The organism is Nocardioides panacis, assembly GCF_019039255.1.
GTDB lineage: Bacteria > Actinomycetota > Actinomycetes > Propionibacteriales > Nocardioidaceae > Nocardioides_B > Nocardioides_B panacis.
The window spans coordinates 470366-497209 of record NZ_CP077062.1; the positions used below are offsets into that span (position 1 = coordinate 470366).

The following is a 26844-nucleotide window of genomic DNA, read 5'->3' on the forward strand; positions in this document are numbered from 1 at the left end:
CGACGCGGTCCACCAGCGGCTCTCGGGGCGCACCGGTCCGGGTGCCGGTAGACCGTCGAAGCTGTACCTGCGGTCCGCGCACGAGGTGGAGGTGTCGTTGCCGCAACGTCGCTACGAGCCGGCCGCCGCGCTGCTTGCGGCCGCCATCGAGGAGGCCGAAGCCCAGGCCGACCGGTCCGCGAGGCGGTCGCCGACCGGGCGCGCGACGCGGGTCGGCAGAGGGGCCGGACGGCCGGGACGAGCGACCCGGTGCGGGTCCTCGAGGCACACGGCTTCGAGCCGCGGTCGGAGCAGGGGCCGTCCGGCTGGGCAACTGCCCGTTCCACCACCTCGCCCGGCGGCACACCGACCTGGTCTGCGGGATGAACCTGCACCTGCTGCAGGGGCTGCTCGAGGGGCTCGGGGCGGCGTACACAGCCACCCTGGCACCGAGTCCGGACCACTGCTGCGTGGTGCTCGAACCGGTCTGACGGCCCGTGCGGGGCGGTCGGTGAACGTGCAATCATGCGGGGACGAGTGGAACTGCAGGGAGTTGCGCGTGGACCTCAACGGGCGCGGCCCGGACGTGGCAGCCGTGGCGAAGCTGTTGGACGCTGCTGAGGCCTCCCCTCCGGTCGAGGCCGTCGAGGCGGTCACCCGCGAGCTGGGCGAGGCCCTCGGCGCCGCGGCCGTGTCGTTCCTGATCGCCGACCTGTCGGGGCGTGCGGTCGTGCGGCTCGTGCACGTGGAGGTGTGGAGCGCCCGGGAGCCGGACGGCGGCGCGAGCCTCTCGAGCGGGGAGCGCCGGGAGGCGGCCGAGTCCGCGACCGTGATGCCGTTCGACGGCGGTCCGACCGAGCAGGCGGTCCGCACCCAGCAGGTGATGGTGCTGCCCCCGGACGGGGCTCCCGCCGGGTTCGAGGGCGCGGCGCTCTGGCGGGTGCTGGCCCCGGTGACCGAGCGCGGGGAGGTGATCGGCCTCCTGGAGTTCCTGCTCCCGGAGGAGCCCGCGTCGGAGACGGTGCGTGAGATCAGGAGCCTGGCGCACATGCTGGCGTTCGTCGTCATCGCCAACCGCCGGCACACCGATCTCTACGAGTGGCGGCAGCGCACCCGCCCGCTCAGCCTGTCGGCGGAGATCCAGCACCGGTTGCTGCCCGGACCACAGACCTGCGAGGCCGGGGCGTTCACGCTGGCCGGGTGGCTGGAGCCGGCCGCCGGGATCGCCGGCGACACCTTCGACTTCAGCCTGGCGCGCGACCTGCTGCACCTGTCCATCACCGACGCGATGGGGCACGGCGTGGCCGCCGCGCTGAACGCCACCCTGTGCGTCGGGAGCCTGCGCAACGCGCGCAGCGAGGGCACGTCGCTGCTCGGCCAGGTCGCCTCGACGAACACCGCGCTGGTGCAGCACGCCGGGAACGCCGGGCTGGAGGACTTCGTCACGGGGCTGGTGGGCCGCCTCGACCTGCGCACGGGGTCGCTCGAGATGGTCAACGCCGGCCACGTCGCGCCCTACCTCGCACGAGCGGCACAGGTCACCGCCCTCGACCTGCCGGTCGACCTCCCGCTGGGGCTGTTCCCCGACTCCGCCTACCGCAGCAGCAGCACGCCCCTGCAACCCGGTGACCGGCTCGTGCTGGTCACGGACGGGATGCTGGAGCGGAACGCCGCCCACGTCGACCTGGAGTCGGCGATCCGGGAGACGCGCACCCTGCACCCGCGCGAGGCGGTCCGCGCGTTGGCCGACCGCACCCTGGTCGCCACCGGACGCGACCTCAAGGACGACGCCACCATCCTGTGTCTCGACTGGCACGGTGGGCACGGCGCCGACCGCCACACCGACCAGGGAGCCGACGTGGCCCGCGCGAGCGGTCCGACGTCCTGACCGTCACCCACGGGTCACGACCCGGACGGGGACCTGTGCCGGTCGAACCGGGCCCACACCGACTTCGCGCCGTCCGAGGCGGTGCTGGATCCCCAGCGCTGGCTCAGCGCCGCCACGATGGCCACGCCACGACCTCGGGTGTCCATCACCTGGGCGATGACCATGAGCGGGGCGAGGGGTGACCCGTCACGGACGGTGAGCAGCAGCGACGTCGGGTCCCCGCGCAGGATCACGGTGAAGGGCGTCCGGGCGTGGCGGATCGCGTTGGTCGCGAGCTCGCTGACGACCAGGCGCACGTCCTCGACGAGGTCGGGGAGGTGGTGCTCCTCCAGGTGCGCGGTGACGAACTCGCGGGCCATGGCGGCGCTGGCGCTGTTGCTGGCGAACTCGGCCTGTTGCACCCATGACGAGACCTTCTCCACGGCTCGACCCCAAACGTCGTCGATGTTTCCCGCATCACCTGCCCCCAGTGGGCCGGGCAGAGCGGGGTCCGGGCAACGACCAAGCCGGTCTCGAACTCTACGCGCCAGAGTGACGCAGGAGGCCAGCCACCCGGTTTGCCCCGGGATCGTCTAGCCCAGGCGAGATCGCCCCGCACGGGGAGTTCGCCGGGGCGGGCTCTAGGAGTCGCCGGGCTGGGTACTCCCCGTCAATGGACACCCACACCACTGCCGTTCTCCTCGACATCGACGGGACGCTCGTGGACTCGACCTACCACCACGCCCTCGCCTGGCACCGGGCCTTCACCCGCCTGGACGGCGACCGGCCCGCCCTGTGGCAGATCCACCGCTCGATCGGCATGGGCGGCGACAAGCTCGTCGCGCACGTGGCGGACGAGGAGGTCGAGGAGCAGCACGGCGACGCCCTGCGGGACGCATGGCGTCGGGAGTACGTCGCGGTGCGCTCCGAGGTGCGGCCGCTGCCGGGAGCCGCCGACCTGGTCCGGGCCGTGTCGGACGGCGGGATCCGGGTCGCACTGGCCTCCTCCGGGGACCCGGAGTTCGCCCGCGAGGCGGTCGACCTGCTCGGGGTCGGCGACCTGGTCGAGGTGCTGACCACCTCCGAGGACGCCGAGGGCTCCAAGCCCGAGCCGGACCTGATCGGCGTGACCCTGGACCGGCTCGGCGGCGTCGAGCGGGCCGTGTTCGTCGGGGACACGCCGTACGACGTGGAGGCGGCGCGCCGGGCCGGCATGGGATGCATCGGGCTGCTGTCCGGCGGGTTCGCCGCCGGCGAGCTCACGGACGCCGGGGCGCTCCTGGTGGCCGAGGCGCCGGCAGACCTGGTCGGCCTGCACTGGCCGTCGTACCTCTCGCGGCTCTGAGCCCGGAGCCGCCGCGGCTCAGCCGCCGGCGACCGCCACGAGCGCAGGAACCAGGATCTGCTAGCCGGGCACGGTGTCGCCGTCGGGCAGCAGCCGCCCGATGCCCCGGGCCGCCACCTGCAACGCGCTGACCAGGCGGGGACGTCCGGTGCGCAGGGACGGCACCACGATCCCCAGCGAGGCCACGACCCGCGGCCCGCTGCGCACCGGGACGGCCACCGAGCAGCCGCCCAGGCTCATCTCCTCGACGGTCGTGGCGTAGTCGTCGCGCAGCACCCGCGCGAGCTGGCGGCGCAGCACGCCCGGCTGGGTGACGGTGTACGGCGTGAGCCGGGTCAGGTGCTCCATCACGTGCTGCTGCACGTCCTCGGGGGCGTGCGCGAGGAGCACCTTGCCGACGCCGGTGGCGTGCATCGGCAGCCGGGAGCCGATCGTGCTGAGGATCGGCACCGAGGTGTGCCCGCGCAGCCGGTCGAGGTAGAGCACCTCGGTGCCGTCCCGCACCGCGAGGTGCACGGTGGCCAGCGTCGCGCCGTACAGGTCGTGGAGGTAGGGCGAGGCCAGCTCGCGCAGCCCGGTCTGGGCCGGCGCCAGCAGGCCGAGGTCCCACAACCGCCGGCCGATGGCGTACTGACCGGTGCGGGTCCGGACCAGCGCGCCCCACGCGACCAGCTCGCCGACCAGCCGGTGGGCGGTCGGCAGCGGCAGGCCGGCCCGCTCCGCGAGCTCACTGAGGGTCAGCCGCCGGTGCTCGGCGTCGAACGCGGCGAGCAGCGCCAGCGCCCTGCTCGTGACGCTGGCGCCGGGCTGCGCGGAGTGTCCGGCCATCCCGTCAGTGTGCACCCGGCTTCCACTGGACGGAAGTCGCGGATGGTGTCGGTCGGCCCCGCGAGGCACACTCGCCGCACCACCTCCACGAGAAAGGCGCTCCGGTGACCGAGCTCGAGACCCAGGCCGCGATCAGCGACGAGATCGCCGCGATCGGCAAGGCGTACGACGCCGCCGGCGCCGTCGAGACGCAGCCGCGGACCGACTACCCGCCGTACCGCTCCAGCCTGCTGCGGCACCCCACCAAGGACCTGCACCACGCCGACCCGGAAGGGGTCGAGCTGTGGGCGCCCTGCTTCGGCGAGCGCGACATCGACCCGCTCGAGGCGGACCTGACGATCCAGCACGGCGGTGACCCGGTGGGGGAGCGGATGGTGGTGACCGGACGGGTGCTCGACGGCGACGGCCGCCCGGTGCGCCGCCAGCTCGTGGAGGTGTGGCAGGCCAACGCCGGCGGCCGCTACGTGCACAAGCGCGACCAGCACCCGGCCGCCCTGGACCCGAACTTCACCGGCGTCGGCCGCTGCCTGACCGACGACCAGGGCGTCTACCGGTTCACCACGATCAGGCCGGGGCCCTACCCCTGGCGCAACCACCGCAACGCCTGGCGGCCCGCGCACATCCACTTCTCGCTGTTCGGCACCGAGTTCACCCAGCGGATGGTGACCCAGATGTACTTCCCGGGCGACCCGCTGTTCGCGCTCGACCCGATCTACCAGTCGGTCGTGGACCCGGTGGCCCGCGAGCGGCTGGTGGCGACGTACGACCACGACCTGACCCAGCCCGAGTGGAGCACCGGCTACCGCTGGGACATCGTGCTCACCGGCTCGCACCGCACCCCGCTGGAGGACGCATGACCACCGCCACCCCGGGCCAGACCGTCGGCCCGTTCTTCCACTACGCGCTGCCGTACGCCGGGGACCGTGACCTGGTCGCGCCGGGGACGCCGGGCGCGGTCCGCCTGCACGGCACGGTGCGCGACGGCGCCGGCGCGGCGGTCCCGGACGCCCTGGTGGAGCTCTGGCAGGCCGACCCGCAGGGCCGCGTCGTGCAGCAGCAGGGCTCGCTGCGCCGTGACGGGCACACGTTCACCGGCTTCGGCCGGGCGAGCACCGACCGGACGGGGGAGTACACCTTCACCACGCTGCCGCCCGGCGGCGTCGACGGCGGGCTGCCGTTCTTCGCGCTCACGGTCTTCGCGCGCGGGCTGCTCAACCGGCTGTTCACCCGCGCCTACCTGCCGCTGTCCGGCGCCGCCCCGGACGCCCTGCTCGGCTCCGTCGCCGAGGACCGCCGCCCGACGCTGCTCTGTGAGCCCGACGAGCACGGCTACCGCTTCGACGTGCGGCTGATGGGCGAGGGGGAGACCGTCTTCCTGCGCTATCCGGGACACTGAGCGGGTGAGCGCACTCCTGTGGCCCGGCGACGACCGGGCCGGCGACCTGATGTCCGACGCAGCGGTGCTCGCGGCGATGGTGGACCTCGAGCGGGCGTGGCTGGCGGCGCTGGTCGCCTCCGGCATCGCGCCCGCGTCTGCCCGGCACGACCTGGCCGGGCTGGTCGGTGCCGGCGACCTGCCCGCGCTCGCCGCGGCCGCGGAGTCCGGCGGCACCCCGGTGCTGCCCCTGGTGGAGCTGCTGCGCGACCGGCTGGGTGACGGTGAGCCGGCCCGGTGGCTGCACAGGGGGCTGACCAGCCAGGACGTCGTCGACACGGCGCTGGTGCTGGCCGCCCGGGACGCCGTGGCCGCGGTGCGCGGCTCGCTGCGCACACAGGCGGACGCGCTCGTCGCGCTGGTCGAGCGGCACCGCGGCACCGCGATGGTGGCGCGGACGCTGACCCAGCACGCGGTGCCCACCACCTTCGGGCTCAAGGCCGCCGGCTGGCTGACCGGCGTCCTCGACGCCGTCGACGAGCTGGCCGGGCTCCGGTTCCCGGTCCAGCTCGGCGGCGCCGCGGGCACCATGGCCGCGGCGGTCGAGCTCGGCGGCCCGGAGGCCTCGATGGACTGCTACGCCGCCACGGTCGAGGCGCTCGGGCTCGGCAAGGACTCGCTCTGGCACACCCGGCGCACCACGATCACCCGTCTCGGCGACGCCGCCGTCCGCTGCACCGACGGCTGGGGACGGATCGCCAACGACGTGCTCACCCTGTCCCGGCCGGAGGTCGGCGAGCTCTCCGAGGGCACCGGCGGCGGGTCCTCGACGATGCCGCACAAGGCCAACCCGGTGCTCTCGACGCTGGTCCGGCGCGCCGCGCTCGCGGCACCCGGCCTCGCCGCCACCCTGCACGTCGCGGCCGCCGAGCAGGTCGACGAGCGCGCCGACGGCGGCTGGCACGCCGAGTGGGCGACGCTGGCCACGTTGCTGCGCCGCACGGTCGTCGCCGGCGCCCAGACCGCCGACCTGCTGACCGGGCTGCGGGTGCACGCCGACCGGATGGCCGGCACCCTCGCGGGCGCCCACGACGACGTCCGCGCCGAGCAGCGCACGATGGCCGCGCTCGCCGGCCACCCACCTCACGACGAGTACCTCGGGCACAGCGCCGTCCTGGTGGACGGGGTCCTCGCCCGGGCCGCGCGCGTCCGACAAGGAGCCCCCGCATGACCGTCACCGCCGTCCGCCTCGGTGGACGCCCCGACCTCCCGCTGCTGGTCCTCGGGCCCTCGCTCGGCACGTCGGCCACGACCCTGTGGTCCGCCGCGGCGGAGCACCTGGCCCGCAGCTTCCAGGTCGTCGCCTGGGACCTTCCCGGCCACGGCACCAACCGGTTCCCGCTGCCCGAGGACGAGCCACTGACCGTGGCCCGGCTGGCCGCCGACGTGCTCGAGCTCGTGGACAGCCTGGTCGACGGCTTCGGGCCCGCGCGGTTCCACTACGCCGGCGACTCGGTCGGCGGCGCGGTCGGCCTGCAGCTGCTGCTCGACGCGCCGCACCGGGTCTCCAGCGCCACGCTGCTGTGCACCGGCGCCCGGATCGGCTCTCCCGAGAGCTGGCAGGAGCGGATCGGGACCGTCCGGGCCTCGGGCACGCCCGCCCTGGTCGGCGCCTCCGCCTCCCGCTGGTTCGGGCCCGGGTTCCTGGACCGCGAGCCCGAGCGCGGCTCGGCGCTGCTGCACGCGCTGCAGGACGCCGACGACGCCGGCTACGCCGCGGTCTGCGAGGCGCTGGCCACGTTCGACGTACGCGAGCGGCTCTCGGAGATCAAGGTGCCGGTGCTCGCGGTGGCGGGGTCCGCGGACGAGGTGACGCCGCCGAGCGGCCTGGCCCTGGTCGCCGAGGGCGTGGCCGAGGGCCGGCTGGTGGTCCTCGACGGCGTCGGGCACCTCGCGCCCGTCGAGGCCCCCGAGGTCGTCGCCCGGCTGGTCCGCGCGCAGGCGTACGGCGCCCCGGAGCGGGACCACCTGACCGTCGAGCAGGTCCGCGCGCAGGGGATGCAGGTGCGCCGCGCGGTGCTCGGCACCGAGCACGTCGACCGGGCCACGGCCGCGGCCACCGATTTCACCTCGGACTTCCAGGAGTTCATCACGGAGTACGCCTGGGGCGGGATCTGGACCCGCCCCGGCCTCGACCGGCGGGCCCGCTCCCTGGTCACCCTGACCGCGCTGGTCGCCCGCGGCCACCACGAGGAGCTCGCGATGCACGTGCGGGCCGCCCGCACGAACGGCGTCAGCGTCGACGAGATCAAGGAGCTGCTGCTGCAGACCGCGATCTACTGCGGCGTTCCTGACGCCAACACCGCCTTCCGGATCGCGCAGAAGGTGCTGGGGGAGCTCGGCGAGGCCTGAGCCGCGCGACCGGTCAGCCGGGCCCGTCCGGGGCCGGGCCGCTGGACGCGCGCACCACGAGGTGCGTGGGCAGCACCCGCGCCGGGGTGTCCCGGGTGCCGGTGGACGACTGCTGGCCGAGGCCGGCGATCGCGTGCGCGCCCGCCTCCTCGGTCCGCTCGGCCAGGGTGGTGAGCGGCGGGTGGCAGAAGTCCGAGCCGAACACGTTGTCGAAGCCCACCACGCTGACCTGCTCGGGGACCGCGACGCCGCGGGCGGACAGCCGCGTGAGCACCCCGATGGCCAGCATGTCGTTGTGCGCCACGACCGCCGTGGCCCGGTGCGCGAGCACCGCGTCGGCGGCCGCCGGTCCCGAGGCCAGGATCGGGAGGTAGGGGCCGAAGCGGGTCGCCTCCAGGCCGTGCTCGCGGGCCGCCGCGCGCAGGCCGGCCCAGCGGCGCGCGCCCGACCAGGACTCGGCCGGCCCGCCCAGGAACACGAACGACCGGTGCCCGTGCGCGGCGAGGTGCGCGACGATCTGCCGGGTGCCGTCGTCGTAGTCGGCGACCACGCTGGCCAGGCCGGTGCAGGCCCGGTTGACCAGCACCACGCGGTTGAGCTCGGCGGTCCGCCGGAGCACCGGGTCGGGCATCCGGGAGGCCATCAGCACGAAGCCGTCCACAGCCGGGCCGAGGCGACGGACGAGCTGCTCCTCGTGGGCCGGGTTCTCCTGGGCGTCGGCCAGCACCAGGGTCAGCCCCGCCTGCGCGGCGGCCCGCTCCGCGCCCTTGATCACCCCGGCGAAGTAGGGGTTGGTGATGTCGGGGACCACCAGCGCGACGGTGTTGCTGCGCCCGGACTCGAGTGCTTGGGCGGCCGGGTTGGGCGCGTAGCCCAGCCGCTCGGCCACCGCGAGGACGTGGTCGCGGGTGGCCGCGTTGACCCGGCCGGGACGGGTGAACGCCCGCGAGACGGTGGACGCGGCCACCCCCGCCTCGCGCGCGACGTCGGTGATCGTCGGGCGGCGCCGGGGGGCCGTCGGGGTCATCTGGACAGCGTATGGCAACTTTTGGCAAACGATTGCCAGTGATCACCGTCACTCCTAGCGTCACGGGCAACCGAGCGGCTGAGACGCCCGCCACATCCCGGAAGAGGCTCACATGGACACCACGACCGAACGGCGCCGGACTCCCGGCAAGGCCGCGCTGGCCGCCTGGAGCGGCAGCGCCCTCGAGTACTACGACCTGGCGATCTACGGCACCGCCGCGGCGCTGGTCTTCCCGAAGATCTTCTTCCCCGCGGGCAACGACTCCGCGGCCACCATCGCCGCGTTCGCGACCTTCGGCGTGGCGTACGTCGCCCGCCCGATCGGCTCGTTCGTGATGGGCCACATCGGCGACCGGCTGGGCCGCAAGAAGGTGATGGTGGGCACCCTGCTGCTCATGGGTGTCTCGACCTTCCTGGTCGGCTGCCTCCCGACGTACCCCCAGGTCGGGCTGCTCGCCCCCGCCCTCCTCGTGCTGCTCCGGCTCCTCCAGGGCCTCTCGGCCGCGGGCGAGCAGGCCGGCGCCAACTCGATGTCCTTCGAGCACGCGCCCGACGACCGGCGCGGCTTCTTCACCAGCTTCACGCTCAGCGGCACCCAGGGCGGCCAGGTGCTGGCCCCGGCGATCTTCCTGCCGCTCGCCGCGATCCTGCCCGAGGACCAGCTGCTCAGCTGGGGCTGGCGGGTGCCGTTCTGGGCCAGCGCGCTCGTGGTCGTGCTCGGTCTGGTGATCCGGACCCGGCTCGACGAGACCCCCGCCTTCGAGCACGACGTCGTCGAGGCCGAGGTCACCCGGGCGCCGCTGGCCGAGCTGTTCGCGCACCACTGGAAGGGCGTCCTGCGGGTCTTCTTCGCGGCGTTCATCGCGATGGTCAACACGATGTTCCAGGTCTTCGCGCTCAACTTCGCGACGTCGGAGGACTACGGCATCCAGATCAGCAGCTCGACGATGCTGTGGCTGGCGATCGTGGCCAACCTGGTCGCCATCGCGACCATCCCGTTCTGGGCCCGGCTCTCGGACCGCGTCGGCCGCAAGCCGGTGTTCGTCACCGGACTGCTCGGCAGCGCCGTGCTGGTCACCGCGTTCCTCGCCGCGATCGCCTCCGGCAGCGTGGTGCTCACCTTCGTGCTCGGCGTGCTGCTCGCCGGTGTCGTCTACTCGATGCCGAACGCGGTGTGGCCGGCCACCTACGCGGAGTACTTCCCCACCAAGGTCCGGCTGTCCGGGATGGCGATCGGCACCCAGTTCGGGTTCGCGCTCGCCGGCTTCACCCCCACCATCGCCGGTGCGCTGATGGCCGGCGAGGCCGACAACTGGGTCCGGGTGGCCGCGATGGCCTCGGGTGCCTGCGTGATCTCCGCGATCGCCGTGGCGACCGGTCCCCGCGACACCCACCTGGTGCCGACCTCCGAGCTCGGCGCCCGCACCACCCGCGCCCGTGCGGTCCAGGTGCCGGCATGAGCCGGCCGCTGGTCGCGGTCCTCAACGGGCCCAACCTCAACCTGCTCGGCCGGCGGGAGCCCGCGCTCTACGGCCACGAGACGCTCGCCGACGTCGAGGAGCTGTGCCGGCGCACCGCCGACCGGCACGGCTGCGACGTCGACCTGCGGCAGACCAACCACGAGGGCGTCCTGGTGGACTGGGTGCAGGAGCTGCGGGAGAGCGCGGCCGGCTTCGTGGTCAACGCCGGCGCCTACACCCACACGTCGATCGCGCTGCGCGATGCGCTGGTGACCGTTCCCGGGCCGGTGGTCGAGGTGCACCTCACCAACGTGCACGCCCGCGAGGACTTCCGCCACCGGTCCTACCTCGCCGACGTCGTGGCGGCCGTCGTCGCCGGGCTCGGGCCCGCCGGCTACGCCGCCGCGGTGGAGTACGTCGCCACCCGGGCGACCCGGTCGGCGGTGGCGCCCGCATGAGCGCCGACCGGGCGTCGTACCTGCTCGGGCTGGTGGGTGAGGGCATCGCCGCCTCGCTGACGCCGGCGATGCAGGAGCGGGAGGGCCGCGAGTCCGGGCTCGAGGTGACCTACCGCCTCCTCGACGCGACCGAGCGGGGGTTCGGGGTCGACGACCTGCCCGCGCTGCTCACCTGGGCTCAGCGGCTCGGCTTCGACGGGCTCAACGTCACCCACCCGTTCAAGCAGGCCGTGGTGCCGCTCCTCGACGAGCTGTCCGAGGACGCCGCCGACCTCGGCGCGGTCAACACCGTGGTCTTCCGGGACGGCCGGCGCCTCGGCCGCAACACCGACTGGTCGGGCTACGGCCGCGCGTTCCGCCGGGTGCTCCCGGACGCCGTGGAGGACCGGGTGGTCCTCGTCGGCGCCGGCGGAGCGGGCGTGGCGGTCGGCTACGGCCTGCTGGAGCAGGGCGCCGTGCACGTCTCGGTCCTGGACGCCGACCGGGACCGGGCCGACGCCTGCGCGGTGCGGCTGGCCAAGCGCTTCGGTGACGACCGGGTCGGCGTCGCCGGCGACCTCGAGCAGGCCCTCGCGGACGCCCAGGGGCTGGTCAACGCCACCCCGGTCGGGATGGTCGGCCACCCCGGCACGTCGGTGCCCCCACGGCTGCTGCGCCCGGACCTCTGGGTCTCCGACGTCGTCTACTTCCCGCTCGAGACCGAGCTGGTCGCGCTGGCCCGGGGCCGTGGCTGCCGGGTGGTGCCCGGCGGCGGGATGGCCGTGCACCAGGCGGTGGGGGCGTTCGAGTACTTCACCGGCCGGGTGGCGGACCCGGACCGCATGGCCCGGCACTTCGAGGAGCTGACCGCCTGATGCGCACCGGGATCGCCACCCTGTCGGTCCGCGGACGGCTGCTGGACAAGCTGCCCGCGATCGCGGCCGCCGGGTTCGACGGCATCGAGGTCTTCGACAACGACCTGGTCGCCTGCCCGGCGCCGCCCCGCGAGGTCGCCGCCCGCTGCGCCGACCTCGGCCTGGCCGTCGACCTGTTCCAGCCGGTGCGGGACGCCGCCGGCGTGGCCCCCGAGGAGTTCGGGCGCACGCTGCACCGGGTGCGGGCCAAGCTCGCGGTCGCGGCCGAGCTCGGGGCACCGGTGGTGCTGGCCTGCTCGCACGTCGGGGACGCCTCGGTCGACGACCCCGACCTGCTCGCCGAGCAGCTGCACGCCCTGGGGGAGGCGGCGTCCGAGCACGGGATCACCCTCGCCTACGAGGCGCTCGCCTGGGGACGGCACGTCCACCGGGTCGGGCAGGCCTGGGAGGCGGTGCAGCGCGCCGGCCATCCGGCGGTGACGCTGGCCGTCGACACCTTCCACATGCTCGCTCGCGGCGACGACGGCAGGGCGCTCGCCGGCGTCCCCGGCGACCGGATCGGCTTCGTGCAGGTCGCCGACGGCCCGCTGCTGCGCATGGACCTCCTCGAGTGGAGCCGGCACTTCCGCTGCTTCCCCGGCCAGGGCGTCCTCGACGTCGCCGGCGTGGTCGCCGCCAGCCTCGAGGCGGGCTACCGCGGACCGGTCTCGCTCGAGGTCTTCAGCGACGTGGTCCGGGAGGCGGACCCGTTCCTCACCGCCCGCGACGGCTACCGCTCGCTGGTCTTCCTCGAGGACCAGCTCGCGTCCCGGCTCCGCGACCCGGCGGCCGCGGCCGTCACCGCGCAGCCGCCGGCGCCGACCCGCACCGACCTCGCGTTCGTCGAGCTCGCCAACCCCGACGGCTCGCCCGAGCCCGCCGCGTTGCTGGAGTCCCTCGGCTTCGTGCGCTCCGGCGAGCACCGCAGCAAGCCGGTGTCGATGTGGCGCAACGGGGACGCGTGCGTCGTCCTCAACGACACCCGCGGAGGCAGCCGGTGGCACGCCCTCGGCGTGGTCACGCCCGAGGTCGCGACGGTCGCCGCCCGGGCCAAGGCGCTGCTGTGGCCCGCGGTCGACCGGACCCGCGGGGCGGGCGAGGCGCGGCTCCCCGGCATCACCTCCCCGTCCGGCGTGCACGTGTTCGTGAGCGCGGCAGCCGGCGCGGAGGACGACTGGCGCGGCGACTTCGTGCCGGCGGCCGACGTGCCGCACGCCGGCTGGTCCGGCCTGGACCACGTGGGGATCGCCGTACCGGCGGAGCGGCTCAACGAGGAGGTTGGCTTCCTGCGCACGGTCTTCGACCTCCAGCCCGCACCGGTCGAGGAGTTCTGGGAGCCGCAGGGCCGGCTGCGCAGCCGGGCCCTGCGACCCGCGCACGGCGACACCCGCCTGGTGATCAACGTCGAGGACGTCCGGTCCCGGCAGCCCCGCGAGGGCATCACCCAGGTGGCGTTCGGCTGCGAGGACCTGCTGGCCCAGGTGCGGCTGCTGCGCGGCCGCGGGGTCCGGCTGATGGCGGTGCCCGACAACTACTACGTCGACCTCGCGGCGCGCTTCGACCTGCCCGAGGAGACCGTCGCCGAGCTCCGTGAGCACGGTGTGCTCTACGACCGGGCCGGCGACGGCGAGCTGCTGCACGTCTACACCGACGTGCTGGCCACCGGCTTCTACGTCGAGCTGCTCGAGCGTCGCGGCGGGTACGACGGCTACGGCAGCGCGAACACGCACGTGAGGTTGGCAGCGCAGCCGGCCTCCTCCTAGAATGTTCGGATAGAGAATATTTGTTCGCATCACGCACAAGTGAGGCTCTCCGCATGACTTCTTCGTTCGTGTACGCCGCCACGCGGACCCCGTTCGGCCGCTTCGGCGGCGCGCTCGCCGAGGTCCGCCCCGACGACCTCGCGGCCGCGGCGCTGACCGGGCTGCTGGCCAAGGTCCCCGCCCTCGACCCGGCCGGGATCGGCGACGTGGTGTGGGGCAACGCCAACGGCGCCGGGGAGGACAACCGCAACGTCGGCCGGATGGCGGTGCTGCTGGCCGGGCTGCCGGTGTCCGTCCCGGCGACCACGGTCAACCGGCTGTGCGGCTCCTCGCTGGACGCCACGATCATGGCCTCGCGGACGGTGGAGTCGGGCGACGCCGACGTCGTGCTGGCCGGCGGCGTCGAGTCGATGACCCGGGCCCCGTGGGTGCTCCCGAAGCCGAGCCGGGCGTTCCCGGCCGGCAACGTCACCGCGGTCTCCACGACGCTGGGCTGGCGGCTGGTCAACGAGCGGATGCCGGCGGAGTGGACGGTCTCGCTGGGGGAGTGCAACGAGCAGCTGCAGGAGCGGTTCGCCATCTCGCGGGAGCGCCAGGACGCGTTCGCGGCGCGGTCGCACCGGCTGGCCGACGAGGCGTGGGCGGCAGGCTTCTACGACGACCTGGTGGTCCCGGTGCCGGGCGTGGAGCTGGCCCGCGACGAGAGCATCCGTGCCGGCAGCACCCCCGAGACGCTGGCCGGGTTGAAGCCGTCCTTCCGGCCGGACGGCACCATCACCGCCGGCAACGCCTCGCCCCTCAACGACGGCGCGTCCGCCCTGGTCGTCGGCACCGAGCAGGCCGCCGACCGGATCGGGTGCGCGCCGCTGGCCCGGATCGCCGGGCGGGGGGTGGCCGCGCTCGAGCCGCAGATGTTCGGCTTCGCGCCCGTCGAGGCGGCCGACCGGGCGCTCGCCCGGGCCGGGATCACCTGGGCGGACGTGGCCGCGGTCGAGCTCAACGAGGCCTTCGCCGTGCAGTCGCTGGCCTGCGTCGACGCCTGGAAGGTCGACCCCGAGATCGTGAACGCCAAGGGCGGCGCCATCGCCATCGGGCACCCGCTCGGCGCCTCCGGCGGCCGGATCGTCGGCACGCTGGCGGCCCGGCTCGCCGAGACCGGCGACCGGTGGGGAGTGGCCGCGATCTGCATCGGCGTCGGTCAGGCCCTCGCGGTGGTGCTGGAGAACCCGGAGGCCACCCGGTGACGGTCGTCTGCCCGTCGTACGACGAGGCGGTGGCGGGTATCGGCGACGGCTCGACCGTGCTGGTCGGCGGCTTCGGGATGGCCGGCATGCCGGTGCAGCTCATCGACGCGCTGATCCGCCAGGGCGCCACCGACCTCACCGTGGTGTCCAACAACGCCGGCAACGGCGACACCGGCTTGGCCGCGCTGCTCGCCGCCGAGCGCGTGCGCACGATGATCTGCTCGTTCCCGCGGCAGTCCGACTCCTGGGTCTTCGACGGGCTGTACCGGTCTGGCGCGATCGAGCTCGAGGTGGTGCCGCAGGGCACCCTGGCCGAGCGGATGCGCGCGGCGGGCGCGGGCATCGGCGCGTTCTTCTGCCCCACCGGCGTCGGCACGCCGCTCGCCGACGGCAAGGAGGTCCGGAAGATCGACGGCCGCCACTACGTCCTGGAGCTCCCGCTCAAGGGCGACGTCGCGCTGATCGGCGCGCACGTCGCCGACCGGATGGGGAACCTCGTCTACCGCAAGACCGCCCGGAACTTCGGCCCGGTGATGGCGGCCGCGGCGACCACCACGGTGGCCCAGTTGTCGCGGGTGGTCGAGGTGGGCGCGCTCGACCCGGAGGTCGTGGTCACCCCCGGCATCTACGTCGACCGCGTCGTCGGCCAGGAGGTGGCGGCGTGACCGCCTCGACCCGCGCCAGGGTCGAGCACCTCGACCGCGGCCCGCTCGGCCGGGACGAGATCGCGGCGCGCGTCGCCCGCGACATCCCGCGGGGCGCCTACGTCAACCTGGGCATCGGCCAGCCCACCCTGGTCGCCGACCACCTGCCGGCCGGCTCGGGCGTGGTGCTGCACACCGAGAACGGCATGCTGCACATGGGTCCGGCCGCGCACGGCGCCGACGTCGACCCCGACCTGACGAACGCCGGCAAGGTCCCGGTCACCGAGCTGCCCGGCGCGTCGTACTTCCACCACGCCGACTCCTTCGCGATGATGCGCGGCGGGCACCTCGACGTGTGCGTCCTCGGCGCCTTCCAGGTCTCCGCGCGCGGCGACCTGGCCAACTGGCACACCGGCGCCCCCGACGCGATCCCCGCGGTGGGTGGCGCGATGGACCTCGCCATCGGGGCGAAGAGCGTGTTCGTGATGATGACGCTGTTCGCCAAGGACGGCACCCCCAAGCTGGTCGCCGACTGCAGCTACCCGCTCACCGGCGTCGGCTGCGTGGACCGGGTCTACACCGACGTCGCGACGTTCGCGGTGGGGGCGGACGGCGTGCGGGTGCTGGAGACCTTCGGCACGACGTACGACGACCTGGCAGCCCGGCTCGACGTGCTCTGAGCCGCCCGGCGGCCCGGCCGCTCAGGCCCGGCCGTGCAGGCCCAGCGTGCTGAGCGCGCCGAGCGTGGCGAGGCCGCGCCACTCGACCGACTGACCCGGCGACCAGTGCAGGAAGTCGAAGTCCCAGCCGCCGTCCTCCTGCTGCTCGCGCTCGAGGCGGTCGAGGTCGCCGCTGACCTGGGCGTCGGTGAGGACCGCCCGGCTCGGCGACCCGGGCCGCGGTGACAGGACGAGCGGGGTGATCTTCTCGTCCTCGACGCCCCCGTCGACGCCGACCGTCCCGTCCGGGCGGAGGGCACCGCGCAGCCGCTCGACCGCTTCCGCGGCACGGGCGGGCTCGGGGACGGCGTCGAGGAACTCCAGGGCGAACTTCACCGTGTAGCCCGCCGGTGTCTCGTCCGACTCGACCTGTCGCCAGCACCAGTCGGTGCCGCGCCGCAGCCACGGGTGCTCCACACCGAGGTGCCAGAGCCGGGCGGCCAGGGCGAAGGTGAGGAACCCGCTGTCGGTGTTCGGCTGCATCCACGGGGCCCGCGGGTGGCCCTCGGCCGACGGCAGCACGGTGGGCACGCCCCCGTCGCCGTTGGCGATGCCGGCGACCCAGTCCGCCGCCTGCCGGACCATCGGGTCGGTCCTGGCTCCCACGTCCGCGAGCACCTCCAGCGCGGCGAGCGTGGCCGCCGGTTGGCTGCCGGGGCACCGGACGTCGGGCTCGAGCGCGTTCCCGAACCCGCCGTCGGGGTTCTGGTAGGCCCGCAACGCCGTCAGCACCGGGTCGACCGGCCCGTCGTCGAGGAGCACGGCGGCACGACGCCGTTCCAGGAGGCGGGCGGTGGACTCGAGGAACTGGGTCGCTGCCGTGAGGTCGATAGCCATGTCCCGACGTTAGGCCGCCGTCCGCCGGGCGTCTTCCAGGAATCGGACAGCGGAGAGCCCGGTGAGCCGCCGTACCTCGTCGCTCATGTGCGCCTGGCTCGCGTAGCCGGCCTCGGCGGCGCGGGCGGCGAGCGGTCCCGGCAGGTCGACGAGCCGCCGCAGCCGGACGACCCGGGCCAGGGTCTTCGGTCCGTAGCCCACCGCCGCCACCGTCCGCCGATGGAGCCGGCGTTCGCTGACGCCCAGCTCGGCGGCGACGCGGCCGACACGCGCACCGGGGACGGCCAGCCGACGGCCCGCTGCACGCACGAGCTGGTCCGGGTCGGCGCGGTGCCGGAGCACCGACCCGGTGAGCCACCGCCGCCGCCCCTCGTCGTCGAGGGCTGTGCCGGTGACGGCCCCGGCCTCCGGCCACAGGTCGGCCAAGGGCACGAGCTGGTCGCGGACCTCGGAGGCCGGCAGCCCGAGGACGGGTCCCGCGGCGCCCGGCCGCAGGCGGATGCCGGACACCGCGGGCAGCGACTCCCAGACCACGGGGCCGGTGTCGGGGCCCGCGACGAACAGGCGGTCGCCCAGCCACAGCAGGTCGACGCACGCGTCCGGGACGACGCGTGTGCCCGCGCCCTCGACCGCGTCGTGCTGCCAGAGGCACGCGACCACGGACTCCAGCCCGGAGGGCGGGCGGAGCTCCCGGTAGGTCACGTCCACGATCCTAGGACGCAGCGCGGCCGGTCGGCGTCGGTGATCAGCGAGGACCACGGGGGGTGGTCGTCCGAGCACGGGCGGGCCGGGTCGTCCGGGTCTCGAAAACGGGCCGTGTCGGTCCTATCCTGACCCGGACGGTCTCGGACTCGGCGACCGGAGGATGTCGCATGAGCATGACTTCAGAGCACCAGCGAGAAAGCAAGGGCCTCCGGGCCGGAGCCATCGGGCTGGTCGGGAGCGTCGTGGTCGGCATCGCCTCGACCGCCCCGGCGTACAGCCTGGCCGCCAGCCTCGGCTACGTCGTCATCGTCCAGAACGGCAGCGGGATCGTCGGCGTCAAGGCGCCGTTGATCATGGTGGTCGCGTTCCTCCCGATGTACTTCATCGCGGTCGCGTACTCCGAGCTCAACAAGGCGGAACCCGACTGCGGCACCACCTTCACCTGGGCAGCGCGCGCGTTCGGGACCCGCACCGGGTGGCTCGGCGGCTGGGGCATCATCGCCGCCGACGTGATCGTGATGGCGAACCTGTCCCAGATCGCCGGGTCGTACACGTTCAGCCTGTTCGGGCTGGACACCCTGGCGGCGAGCACGTTCTGGAGCACCGTCGCGGGGATCGTCTGGATCGTGGTGATGACCTACATCTGCTACCGGGGCATCGAGGTCTCCGTGCGGCTGCAGTACGCCCTGCTCGGCGTCGAGGTGGCCACCCTCGTGGCGTTCGCGCTGTTCGCCCTGGTGAAGGTGTACTCCGGGGACGCACCCGGAAGCATCACCCCGTCCCTGGCCTGGCTCTCGCCGTCCGGCCTGAGCCTGACCGCGATCGTGTCGGCGACCCTGATCGCGGTGTTCATCTACTGGGGCTGGGACACCGCGGTCGCCACCAACGAGGAGTGCCACGACCCGGCCACCACGCCCGGCCGCGCGGCGGTGATCTCCACGGTGCTGCTGCTGCTGACCTACGCCCTGGTCTCGGTCGCCACCATCGCCTTCGCCGGAGTGGGTACGACGGGCATCGGGCTCGGCAACGTGAACAACGCGGACGACGTGTTCGCGGCGATGGGCCACGACGTGTTCGGCGGCGGGGTGGTCGGCTGGATCATGGTGCACCTGCTTGCGATCTGCGTGCTGACCTCGGCCTCGGCGTCCACCCAGACGACGATCCTGCCGACCGCCCGGACCAGCCTCTCGATGGCGGCGTTCAAGGCCATCCCGGAGCGCTTCGCCCGGATCCACCCGACGTACCTCACGCCGAGCGACTCGACCATCTGGATGGGCGGCGTCTCGATCGTCTTCTACGTGGGCCTGACGCTGCTGAGCGCGAACATCCTGGCCGACACCATCGCCGCGGTGGGCCTGCTGATCGCCTTCTACTACGGGCTCACCGGCTTCGCCTGCGCCTGGTTCTACCGCCGGACGATGTGGCGCAAGCCGCGCGACGTGCTGATGCAGGGCGTGCTGCCGCTGCTCGGCGGTGTCCTGCTGCTCGCGTTCTTCCTCATCGCGGCCAAGACCTACGCCGACCCCAGCTACGGGTACACCAGCATCGCCGGCGTCGGCGGCGTGTTCCTGATCGGCATCGGGTCGCTGCTCCTCGGGGTGGTGCTGATGTTCGTCTACCAGGCGGTCTCCCCGGCGTACTTCCGGGGCGACACCCTGCCCAAGGCGCACTCCGCCGACCTGGTGCTGGTCGGCGGTGGCGGCCGGCCGGAGGGGTGCGGCTGCCGGACACCGAGGAGCGCACCGTGATCGCCCCCGACCTCTCCAACCTGCCCGCCGGCAAGGAGGCCGTGGACCCGGTGACGGGGAAGCACGTGCGCCGCCCCGACGAGGAGGATCCGGGCCGCTAGGCCTGCCGCCCGACCGTTGCCCGGGACCCCCGCGACGGACGGAGAGAAGAGAACGCCGGTCTCGGAAGAAAGCCGCACAGCCGGGCGTAGGCTCGATCGCACATGGCCGGTCGTTGCCCGGACCCGCACTGACGGTGGCCGTGTCGGCAGTGCGGCCGACCACCAGCAGGGGGAGGCCATGGCTGCATGCCCGGCCTGGTCGTACGACATCCGGCTCGCGATCCAGCCGGTCAGTGCGTCCAGGGCCCGTGACTTCGTGCGCCGACGGCTCGCCGAGCAGGGGCTCGAACGCCTCGAGGACGACGTCACCCTGGTGGTCAGCGAGCTCGCCACCAACGCCATGGTGCACGCGCAGACCCCGTTCACGGTGTGCCTCCAGGCGTTCGAACGGACCTTGCTGCTGGAGGTCGAGGACGGCTGCCGGACCGTGCCCGTGCTGGTCGCCGCACGGGGACTGGACACCAACGGCCGCGGCCTGAGCATCGTCAGCCTGCTCAGCCGGGACTGGGGCGTGAACGCCCGCTCGGACGGCGGGAAGTCGGTCTGGGCGGAGTTCGACCTGGTGTGAGGGCGGCCGTCCACGCGGGACCAGCGTTTCGGGCGGCCCGGTCAGGGAAGAATGAGGGCAGCGGTCCTAGTGGGACCCAGGAGTCCGACCATGCACCAGCAGCAGGTTCTTCGCCCCCACGACCACGCCTGGCGCCTGGTCAGTGACGCGCCACGACGTCCCTCGGACGGCCGGTTCAAGGTCTACCGGTGCGACCTGTGCCCGGCCATCTGGACGACCTGACCGCAGGACGCGCGTGAGCCTTGACGGGTGAGCCCCCTCGGACGTATCACGGCGTCATGACTACGGGCCAGCTGCCGGTCGATCCGGGGAACCGTGACCAGCGCGCGGCGTGGGACGGCGACGAAGGGGCCTTCTGGGCCGAGCACGCCCGCACCTTCGAACGGTCCTCGGAACGTTACGACCCCCCGTTCTGGGCGGCGGCCGCCGTCGAGCCCGACTCGCGGGTCCTCGACGTCGGGTGCGGCACCGGTCGCACCACGCGGGACGCGGCCCGCCTCGCGACCGGCGGTTCCGCCCTGGGGGTGGACCTGTCGGCCGCGATGCTCCGCGTCGCCCGGGACAGTGCGCTGCGCGAGGGTCTGACCAACGTCTCGTTCGAGCAGGCCGACGCGCAGATCCATCCCTTCGCCGCGCGGTTCTTCGACGTCGCGCTCGCCCACTCGTCCGCGATGTTCTTCGCGGACAAGACCGCGGCCTTCGCGAACCTCCACCGAGCCCTGCGTCCCGGTGGCCGGCTCGTGCTGCTGGTCTGGCAGCCGCTCCCCGCGAACGAGTGGATGGTGGAGATCGGGACCGCCCTGCGGGCCGGCCGGGAGCTGCCGGTGCCGCCCGCGGACGCGCCGCACCCGTTCTCGCTCGGCGACCCGTCGCTGGCCCGGGACCGGCTCGCCGCCGCCGGTTTCCAGGACGTCGACGTGCAGGGCGTCTCCGCACCGATGTGGTTCGGCGGCACCGTGCCGGACACGCTGGAGTTCCTGCTCGGGGCGGCCGGCTGGCTGCTCGAGGGGCTCGACGACGACGAGCGGAGCCGGGCCGTCGACGACCTCACGGCGCGGATCGAGGCTCATCGGGGCCCGGAGGGCGTCACCTTCGGCTCGGCCGGCTGGCTCGTCACGGCGCACCGGGGACGCTGACCAGTGGTGTCCTCCCGCGGCCGGGAGGGGCCCGGGCCGCTCGAACGGGCGGTCCCCGCCGCCCCCCGAGCGGGCCATGGCCAAGGTCGTCGCGGGAGGCCTAGCGTCGGGAGGAACACAGACCTCCCGCGCGTCCGCCGCGCCAGATGACGCCGCGCTTCCGACGCCTGCCCGTCGGCCCACGCCCGGGACTTCCGCCGAAGGAGGAAGCTCATGGACAACGCCGCAGTCACCGCCCTGCGTGAGGCAGTCAGGGGGACCGTGACGACCGCGGACGACCCGGAGTACGACGAGGCCCGGATGGTCCGCAACGGGATGATCGACAGGCGGCCGGACGTCATCGTCCAGCCGGTCAACGCAGGCGACGTGATGACGACCGTCCGCTTCGCCGGCGACAACGGCCTGAGCGTGGCTGTGCGCGGCGGCGGCCACAGCGTGCCGGGCTTCGGGACGTCCGACGGCGGGGTCGTGATCGACCTCGCGGCGATGCGCGGCATCCGGGTCGACCCGATGACGCACACCGCCCGGGTGTCCGGCGGGGCGACCTGGGGAGACCTGAACGCCGCGACGTACCCCTTCGGGCTGGCCACCACCGGCGGGATCATCTCCACCACCGGGGTCGGCGGCCTGACGCTGGGCGGTGGCATCGGCTACCTCGCCCGCGGGCTCGGGCTCTCCCTCGACAACCTGCTCAGCGCCGACGTGATCACCGGCGACGGGAGCTTCCACGTCGCCAGCGACAAGGACGACGCCGACCTGTTCTGGGCGATCCGCGGCGGCGGCGGCAACTTCGGCGTGGTCACGTCCTTCGAGTTCCGGCTCAGCCCGGTCAAGGACATCTACGGCGGCCCGATGTTCTTCGAGGTCGACCGGGCCGGTGACCTCTTCCGGCTCTTCCGCGAGTTCATCGCCGACGCGCCGGAAGCCTTCGGCGGCTTCCCGGCCTACCAGATCGCGCCTCCGCTGCCGTTCATCCCGGAGGAGCGGCACGGCAAGACGCACGCGCTCTTCGTGGCCTGCTGGGCCGGGGATCTGAACCAGGGCGAGAAGATCCTCAAGCCGTTCCGCGACCTCGCGCCGGTCGTCGCGGAGCACGTGGGGCCGATGCCCTACCCCGCCCTGAACAGTGCGTTCGACGCGTTGTACCCGTCGGGGCTGCGGCACTACTGGAAGGCCAGCTTCGTGCGGGAGCTCACCGACGACGCGATCGCCGCGCACGTCGAGCACGGCTCGAAGGTGCCGGAGCTGACCTCCACGATGCACATCTACCCGATCAACGGCGCCTGCCACCGGGTGGAGCCCGACTCGACCGCGTTCGCCTACCGCGACGCCAACTTCGCCACGGTGATCGCGGGCATGTGGCCGGACGCGAAGGACGACGAGGCGAACACCGCCTGGGTGCGGGACTACTACGCCGCGATCGCGCCGCACTCGGAGCAGGGCGGCTACATCAACTTCATGGCCGAGGACGACCAGGACCGGATCCGCGCCAACTACAAGGGAAACTACGACCGGCTGGCCGAGATCAAGCGCCGCTACGACCCGGGCAACCTGTTCCGGCACAACCAGAACATCGCACCGGTCGCAGCCGGCTGAGGGCGACCCGGGCGTCGCGTACGCCGACCGCGTGACCGACACGGGGCGAGTGGGGGAGCGCAGCCGCGACCTCGAGCGGCTGCTCACCTTCGTCGACGCGGTCGCCGCGATCGCGATCACCCTGCTGGTGCTGCCCCTGGTCGACCTGGTGCCCGAGCTGCAGGAGAACGACTCGGTCGCCGGACTGCTGCGGGCTCACCAGGTCGACGTCGGCGCGTTCCTGCTGAGCTTCGTGGTGATCTGGAGCTTGTGGTCCGCCCAGCACCGGCTGATGAGGACCGTGATAGCCCAGGACCACGTGGTGTCGCGGCTGCTGATGCTCTGGACCCTGACCATCGTCTTCCTGCCCTTCCCGACGGCCCTGGTGACGCGGGAGGGCCACGAGCCCGTGACCAAGGTCCTCTACATCGGCACGATGGCGCTGAGCTCGGCCTGCCTGGCGCTGATCGCGCACCGGGTCGGGAGGCAGCGGTCCGTGCGCGACACCGACGTGCGGCCCGACCCGGCACCGGCCTGGGCGACGACGATCGGCTTCCTGGTGGCGCTGGCGCTCTCGCTCGCCGTGCCGGCGCTGGACTACCTGCCGCTGCTCCTGCTGCTGCTCACCGAGCCGACCGTGCGGGCGGCCCGGCGGATCGGGTGGGCACCGCGGCCCTGAACCGGTGGCCGGCCGGCGCTCCCGGTGGTCCATCATGGTGGTCATGGGACCGACGGCTGGACCGGCGCTGCGCTGGTGTCGCGCAGCGCTGCTCGCCGCCGTCGCGACAGGGTCCGGTGCCGTCGCGCACGTGAGCTCCGGCGGTCTGCTGCCGGGGCGTACGGCGTTCCTGCTGCTCTTCGCCGTGTGCCTGTCCGCCGCCGGCGCCCTGCTCGGCCGGCGGGCCACCACGCTGCGGGTCGTCGTGCTGTTGATGGCCGGGCAGACGTTCATCCACGGCGCCCTGACCGCGATGTCGGGGCACAGGGGCGACCCGCCGCTGGCCAGGACCGTGGTGCCGCGGGTGCCGGTCCGGGCGGCGCACGTGCCGGCCGGCGACGGCCGGCGCGTCGGCTCGCTCTACGACCAGCTGTACGCCCAGCAGCCCGGTGCGGCACGGACCCAGCTCACCGTCCCCGCCCCGGTCCAGCACCTGCTCGCCGACCTGACCGGACCGCACGCCGTGATGGCCCTCGCGCACCTGGCCGCCGCCGCGGTCGTGGGCCTGTGGCTCGCCCGTGGCGAGCGCGCCCTCTGGTCGATCTTCGCGATCGCCGCCGACGGTCTCGGCGCGGTCGTCTGCCGTCCCCTCGCCGCGTGCGTCCGGGCGCTGGCCGTGCTGGCCGCGCTGGCCCACGGCGCGCTGGACCCGCGAGCCCGGCTCCGACCGGCGGCCGGCGGGTGGCGCCCGGTGCGTCCACCTGCCTCGGCCCTGCTCACCGGGAGCCTGGTCCGTCGCGGGCCGCCGCCCGCCCTTCTCGCCGCCTGACCCGCCCTCGGCCCAGGCGCACCCCGCCTCGCTTCCCTCCCTCCGCGCACCTCCGTGCCGCGGCCCCCGGGTGACCCCGGGGCCCTACCGCGTCCCGGTGCGCCCCGTCTCGCAAGGAGAACCACCATGTCCACGACCGTCCTGAACGCACGCACCCGGACCGCCGCCGTCCTCGTCACCACCGGGCTGCTCCTCGCCGGGTGCAGCAGCAGCAACGGCACGGCGTCGTCGACGGGGTCGGCGAGTGCCGGCCCGAGCGCCGGGTCGAGCGCGACCAGCCGGCCCGGCACGACGATCGCCGTGACCGTCCGCGGGAACACGGTGACGCCGAACGGCGAGCGCGTGAAGGCGTCCGTCGGCGACCCCGTCACCCTCGTCGTCGACGCCGACCGCGCCGGGGAGCTGCACGTGCACTCCACCCCCGAGCAGGAGCTCGCCTACCCGAAGGGAAGGACGACGCTGCGCGTCACGGTCGACAAGCCCGGCATCGTCGACGTCGAGGACCACGTCGCCGACGTCGTCGTGGTCCAGCTCGAGGTGTCGTGATGCTGGTCTACGCGCACGGCATCGGCGGCGCGAAGGACCTGCCCGTGCCGCCCGAGTACGCCATCGCCTGCGCCTCGGCGGCCCTGGCGGTCTCCTTCATCGTGCTGGCGCTCGCGTGGCGCACGCCGCGGTACGACGCGGCCACCCAGGGCAGACCGCTGCCCGCCCGGCTCGACGCCGTCGTCGGGTCGGCCGGGTTCGCGGCGACCGTCCGGGGGATCGGCCTCGCGTTCGCGGCGTACGTCACCTGGGCGGCCGTCGCCGGGCCCGACCTGCTCATCAACCCGGTCTTCGGGGTCGCCTACGTGTGGCTGTGGGTCGGGCTGGTGCCGGCGTCGCTGCTCGTCGGCCCGTTCTACCGGGCCGTCAATCCGGTGCGGACCCTGCACCTCGGGCTGTCCCGGGCGCTCGGTCAGCACCCGGACCAGGGGCTCGTCGCGCTGCCCCGGTGGGTCGGCTACTGGCCCGCGGCCCTCGGGCTGCTCGCGTTCGTGTGGATGGAGCTCGTGTTGCCGCACGGGACCTACCTGACCCCGCTGCGGGCGTGGTTCGCCGGCTACGTCGCGATCGGCCTGGTCGGGGCGGCGGTGTTCGGTGCCCGGTGGTTCGCGGCGTTCGACCCGTTCGAGGTGTACTCCACGCTGGTCGGCCACCTGTCGGTGTTCGGGCGGCGCACGGGCCCGTACCCGGACGACCAGCACCAGCCGCAGGGCGACGGACGGCTGGTGGTCCGCTCACCCCTGGCGAACCTCGACGGGGTCCCGGTCCGCCCCGGCCTGGTCGCCGTCGTCGCCGTCCTGTTCGGCTCCACGGCGTTCGACAGCTTCAAGGACTCGAACACGTGGCTCGCCTTCGTGCAGGGTGCGGGCTGGAACTCCGAGGTCCTGAACACGGCCGCGCTGCTGGGCTTCTGCCTCGCCGTCGGGGTCACGTTCACGGCGGCCACCATGGCCACCCGGGTCTCCGACGGCCTGCCCCGCTGGACGCTTCCCGACCGGTTCGCGCACGCGGTCGTCCCGATCATCGTCGGCTACATCACCGCGCACTACCTGTCGTACTTCGTCGAGGTCGGCCAGCAGACGCTCGTGCTGCTCTCCGACCCGATGGGCACCGGTGCGAACCTGCTCGGCACCGGGAACCTGACCGTGAGCTACTGGCTGTCCACCCACCCGACGGAGCTCGCGGTCATCAAGGTCCTCGCGGTGGTCACCGGCCACGTCCTAGGGGTGATCGCCTCGCACGACCGGGCCATCAGGCTGCTGCCCAGGCCCGACCAGCTCACCGGCCAGCTGCCCCTGCTGATGGTGATGGTGGTCTACACCGCCACCGGTCTGTACCTGCTGTTCGGTGCCTGACCGGGGCGTCAGCGCCGCGGGCTGGTGAGTGCCGGGACACTCGTGGGGTCGTGCACCACGGCGGTGGCCACGTCGCCGAGACGGCGGTTGTGCGAGCGGCAGTAGGAGCGCAGGACCGTGAACGCCTCGTCCGGGGTGAGGCCGTGGATCTGGGCGAGCGCGCCCTTGGCCTGCTCGATGGTGATCCGGCTGGTCAGGGCGGTCTGGAGCTGCTGGGAGAGGAGCTCGCGCTCGTGGATGGCGCGCTGCTGGAGCAGGCCGATGGTGGCCACGTCGGCCAGCGCCTGCACGATCCGCCCGTCCGCCTCCGGCATCTCCCCGGTGGTCGTGCCGAACAGGTTGAGAGCACCGATCACCTTCTGCCGCAGCCGCAGCGGGAACGCGTGCACCGAGCGGTAGCCGGCGGCCACCGCGCGCGGCGCGAAGCGAGGCCAGCGGTCGAAGGCGTTCCTGAGGTCCGCGTTGACGACCGCCCTGCCCTGGGTGAAGCAGTCCTGGCAGGGACCCTCGTGGGCCTGGACCTGGAACAGCTCGACCATCTGGGCGCGCTCGTCGGAGGCAGCCATCAGCTGCAGCCGGTTGTCCTGGTCCGCGAGCAGCAGGCCCGCGGCGTGCGCGTCGAACAGGTCGGACGTGTGCGTCGACAGCATCTGGAGGAACTCGATCAGGTCGAAGTCGTCCACCAGGGTGTCGGCCACCTCGACGAACACCTCGGCCAGTCGCTCGGGTGAGACCCCTGGCATCTTGCGATTCACTTCCTCACTGTTCCGATC

At 73.8% G+C, this 26844-nt stretch carries 28 protein-coding genes; 22 read left to right on the forward strand and 6 right to left on the reverse strand.

Translation table 11 applies throughout. The features are described 5' to 3' along the window. The first annotated feature begins 574 nt into the window (after window positions 1–574). Window positions 575–1867 (forward strand): PP2C family protein-serine/threonine phosphatase, encoded by a 1293-nt coding sequence (locus tag KRR39_RS02410; RefSeq protein ID WP_216940431.1) that lies wholly within the window; start codon window positions 575–577, stop codon window positions 1865–1867. Between the two features lie 14 nt (window positions 1868–1881). Here KRR39_RS02410 and KRR39_RS02415 read toward each other — a convergent pair whose 3' ends face one another. Beyond that, window positions 1882–2268, reverse strand: a complete 387-nt coding sequence (locus tag KRR39_RS02415; protein ID WP_216940433.1) for an ATP-binding protein — start codon at window positions 2266–2268, stop codon at window positions 1882–1884. 251 nt (window positions 2269–2519) lie between these two features. Here KRR39_RS02415 and KRR39_RS02420 point away from each other — a divergent pair, with 251 nt between their 5' ends. Continuing rightward, window positions 2520–3191, forward strand: a complete 672-nt coding sequence (locus KRR39_RS02420; protein ID WP_216940435.1) for an HAD family hydrolase — start codon at window positions 2520–2522, stop codon at window positions 3189–3191. Between the two features lie 60 nt (window positions 3192–3251). On the opposite strand, the gene KRR39_RS02425 is transcribed toward KRR39_RS02420, so the two are convergent. Then, window positions 3252–4019 (reverse strand): IclR family transcriptional regulator, encoded by a 768-nt coding sequence (locus KRR39_RS02425; protein WP_216940436.1) that lies wholly within the window; start codon window positions 4017–4019, stop codon window positions 3252–3254. 104 nt (window positions 4020–4123) lie between these two features. Between KRR39_RS02425 and pcaH the strand changes: the two genes are divergently transcribed. The 4 genes from pcaH to pcaDC are packed head-to-tail and all read left to right on the forward strand — an operon-like array spanning window position 4124 to window position 7806. Beyond that, complete coding sequence (gene pcaH / locus KRR39_RS02430; RefSeq protein ID WP_216940438.1) at window positions 4124–4876, forward strand: protocatechuate 3,4-dioxygenase subunit beta; 753 nt, start codon at window positions 4124–4126, stop codon at window positions 4874–4876. Beyond that, on the forward strand, window positions 4873–5415 hold the full coding sequence (gene pcaG, locus KRR39_RS02435) for a protocatechuate 3,4-dioxygenase subunit alpha (RefSeq protein ID WP_216940440.1): 543 nt from the start codon (window positions 4873–4875) through the stop codon (window positions 5413–5415). The genes pcaH and pcaG overlap by 4 nt, the downstream gene beginning before the upstream one ends. A gap of 4 nt (window positions 5416–5419) precedes the next feature. Then, window positions 5420–6625 (forward strand): lyase family protein, encoded by a 1206-nt coding sequence (locus KRR39_RS02440; RefSeq protein ID WP_216940442.1) that lies wholly within the window; start codon window positions 5420–5422, stop codon window positions 6623–6625. Beyond that, on the forward strand, window positions 6622–7806 hold the full coding sequence (gene pcaDC, locus KRR39_RS26470; RefSeq protein ID WP_216940444.1) for a bifunctional 3-oxoadipate enol-lactonase/4-carboxymuconolactone decarboxylase PcaDC: 1185 nt from the start codon (window positions 6622–6624) through the stop codon (window positions 7804–7806). Before KRR39_RS02440 ends, pcaDC begins: the two co-directional genes overlap by 4 nt. 13 nt (window positions 7807–7819) lie before the next feature. Here pcaDC and KRR39_RS02450 read toward each other — a convergent pair whose 3' ends face one another. Further along, complete coding sequence (locus KRR39_RS02450; RefSeq protein WP_216940445.1) at window positions 7820–8833, reverse strand: LacI family DNA-binding transcriptional regulator; 1014 nt, start codon at window positions 8831–8833, stop codon at window positions 7820–7822. 112 nt (window positions 8834–8945) lie between these two features. On the opposite strand from KRR39_RS02450, the gene KRR39_RS02455 reads away from it, so the two are divergent. Genes KRR39_RS02455 through KRR39_RS02485 form a run of 7 tightly spaced genes read left to right on the forward strand, consistent with a single transcriptional unit; the run spans window position 8946 to window position 15974 of the window. Next, window positions 8946–10292, forward strand: a complete 1347-nt coding sequence (locus KRR39_RS02455; protein ID WP_216940447.1) for an MFS transporter — start codon at window positions 8946–8948, stop codon at window positions 10290–10292. Continuing rightward, window positions 10289–10750, forward strand: coding sequence for a type II 3-dehydroquinate dehydratase (gene aroQ, locus KRR39_RS02460; RefSeq protein WP_216940449.1), 462 nt, complete (start codon window positions 10289–10291; stop codon window positions 10748–10750). The genes KRR39_RS02455 and aroQ overlap by 4 nt, the downstream gene beginning before the upstream one ends. Then, a complete protein-coding gene (locus KRR39_RS02465) occupies window positions 10747–11604 on the forward strand; it encodes a shikimate dehydrogenase (protein WP_216940452.1) in 858 nt (285 codons plus the stop codon). The genes aroQ and KRR39_RS02465 overlap by 4 nt, the downstream gene beginning before the upstream one ends. Next, window positions 11604–13406, forward strand: a complete 1803-nt coding sequence (locus tag KRR39_RS02470; protein WP_216940454.1) for a sugar phosphate isomerase/epimerase and 4-hydroxyphenylpyruvate domain-containing protein — start codon at window positions 11604–11606, stop codon at window positions 13404–13406. The genes KRR39_RS02465 and KRR39_RS02470 overlap by 1 nt, the downstream gene beginning before the upstream one ends. Before the next feature lie 53 nt (window positions 13407–13459). Next, the gene (locus KRR39_RS02475) at window positions 13460–14650 is read left to right on the forward strand and encodes a thiolase family protein (RefSeq protein WP_216940456.1); all 1191 of its coding nucleotides are present in this window, start codon (window positions 13460–13462) and stop codon (window positions 14648–14650) included. Next, window positions 14647–15315, forward strand: coding sequence for a 3-oxoacid CoA-transferase subunit A (locus KRR39_RS02480; RefSeq protein ID WP_216940457.1), 669 nt, complete (start codon window positions 14647–14649; stop codon window positions 15313–15315). The genes KRR39_RS02475 and KRR39_RS02480 overlap by 4 nt, the downstream gene beginning before the upstream one ends. After that, window positions 15312–15974 carry a 3-oxoacid CoA-transferase subunit B gene (locus KRR39_RS02485; RefSeq protein ID WP_216940459.1) on the forward strand — a complete coding sequence of 221 codons (663 nt, stop codon included), beginning with the start codon at window positions 15312–15314 and terminating at the stop codon, window positions 15972–15974. Before KRR39_RS02480 ends, KRR39_RS02485 begins: the two co-directional genes overlap by 4 nt. 21 nt (window positions 15975–15995) lie before the next feature. On the opposite strand, the gene KRR39_RS02490 is transcribed toward KRR39_RS02485, so the two are convergent. Continuing rightward, a complete protein-coding gene (locus KRR39_RS02490) occupies window positions 15996–16850 on the reverse strand; it encodes a prenyltransferase/squalene oxidase repeat-containing protein (RefSeq protein ID WP_216940461.1) in 855 nt (284 codons plus the stop codon). A 9-nt stretch (window positions 16851–16859) separates the two neighbouring features. After that, complete coding sequence (locus tag KRR39_RS02495; RefSeq protein WP_254185468.1) at window positions 16860–17552, reverse strand: DUF6597 domain-containing transcriptional factor; 693 nt, start codon at window positions 17550–17552, stop codon at window positions 16860–16862. Window positions 17553–17722: 170 nt separating this feature from the next. Here KRR39_RS02495 and KRR39_RS02500 point away from each other — a divergent pair, with 170 nt between their 5' ends. The 9 genes from KRR39_RS02500 (at window position 17723) to KRR39_RS02535 (ending at window position 26071) form a co-directional block, all read left to right on the forward strand. Continuing rightward, a complete protein-coding gene (locus KRR39_RS02500; protein ID WP_216940466.1) occupies window positions 17723–19303 on the forward strand; it encodes an APC family permease in 1581 nt (526 codons plus the stop codon). 279 nt (window positions 19304–19582) lie between these two features. Next, window positions 19583–19972, forward strand: coding sequence for an ATP-binding protein (locus KRR39_RS02505; protein WP_216940468.1), 390 nt, complete (start codon window positions 19583–19585; stop codon window positions 19970–19972). Between the two features lie 90 nt (window positions 19973–20062). Beyond that, a complete protein-coding gene (locus tag KRR39_RS25490; RefSeq protein WP_302053539.1) occupies window positions 20063–20194 on the forward strand; it encodes a hypothetical protein in 132 nt (43 codons plus the stop codon). 56 nt (window positions 20195–20250) lie between these two features. Further along, a complete protein-coding gene (locus KRR39_RS02510; RefSeq protein ID WP_216940474.1) occupies window positions 20251–21108 on the forward strand; it encodes a class I SAM-dependent methyltransferase in 858 nt (285 codons plus the stop codon). A gap of 213 nt (window positions 21109–21321) precedes the next feature. Continuing rightward, complete coding sequence (locus KRR39_RS02515) at window positions 21322–22704, forward strand: FAD-binding oxidoreductase (RefSeq protein WP_216940476.1); 1383 nt, start codon at window positions 21322–21324, stop codon at window positions 22702–22704. A gap of 31 nt (window positions 22705–22735) precedes the next feature. Then, window positions 22736–23362, forward strand: coding sequence for a TMEM175 family protein (locus KRR39_RS02520; protein ID WP_216940477.1), 627 nt, complete (start codon window positions 22736–22738; stop codon window positions 23360–23362). A gap of 43 nt (window positions 23363–23405) precedes the next feature. Then, on the forward strand, window positions 23406–24170 hold the full coding sequence (locus KRR39_RS02525; protein WP_216940479.1) for a hypothetical protein: 765 nt from the start codon (window positions 23406–23408) through the stop codon (window positions 24168–24170). Window positions 24171–24296: 126 nt separating this feature from the next. Then, window positions 24297–24716, forward strand: a complete 420-nt coding sequence (locus KRR39_RS02530) for a hypothetical protein (RefSeq protein WP_216940481.1) — start codon at window positions 24297–24299, stop codon at window positions 24714–24716. Then, window positions 24716–26071: a hypothetical protein gene (locus KRR39_RS02535; RefSeq protein ID WP_216940482.1), complete on the forward strand. Its 1356-nt coding sequence runs from the start codon at window positions 24716–24718 to the stop codon at window positions 26069–26071. The genes KRR39_RS02530 and KRR39_RS02535 overlap by 1 nt, the downstream gene beginning before the upstream one ends. Window positions 26072–26079: 8 nt before the next feature. Here KRR39_RS02535 and KRR39_RS02540 read toward each other — a convergent pair whose 3' ends face one another. Beyond that, window positions 26080–26814, reverse strand: a complete 735-nt coding sequence (locus KRR39_RS02540) for a GAF and ANTAR domain-containing protein (RefSeq protein ID WP_216940484.1) — start codon at window positions 26812–26814, stop codon at window positions 26080–26082. Window positions 26815–26844: the final 30 nt, after the last annotated feature.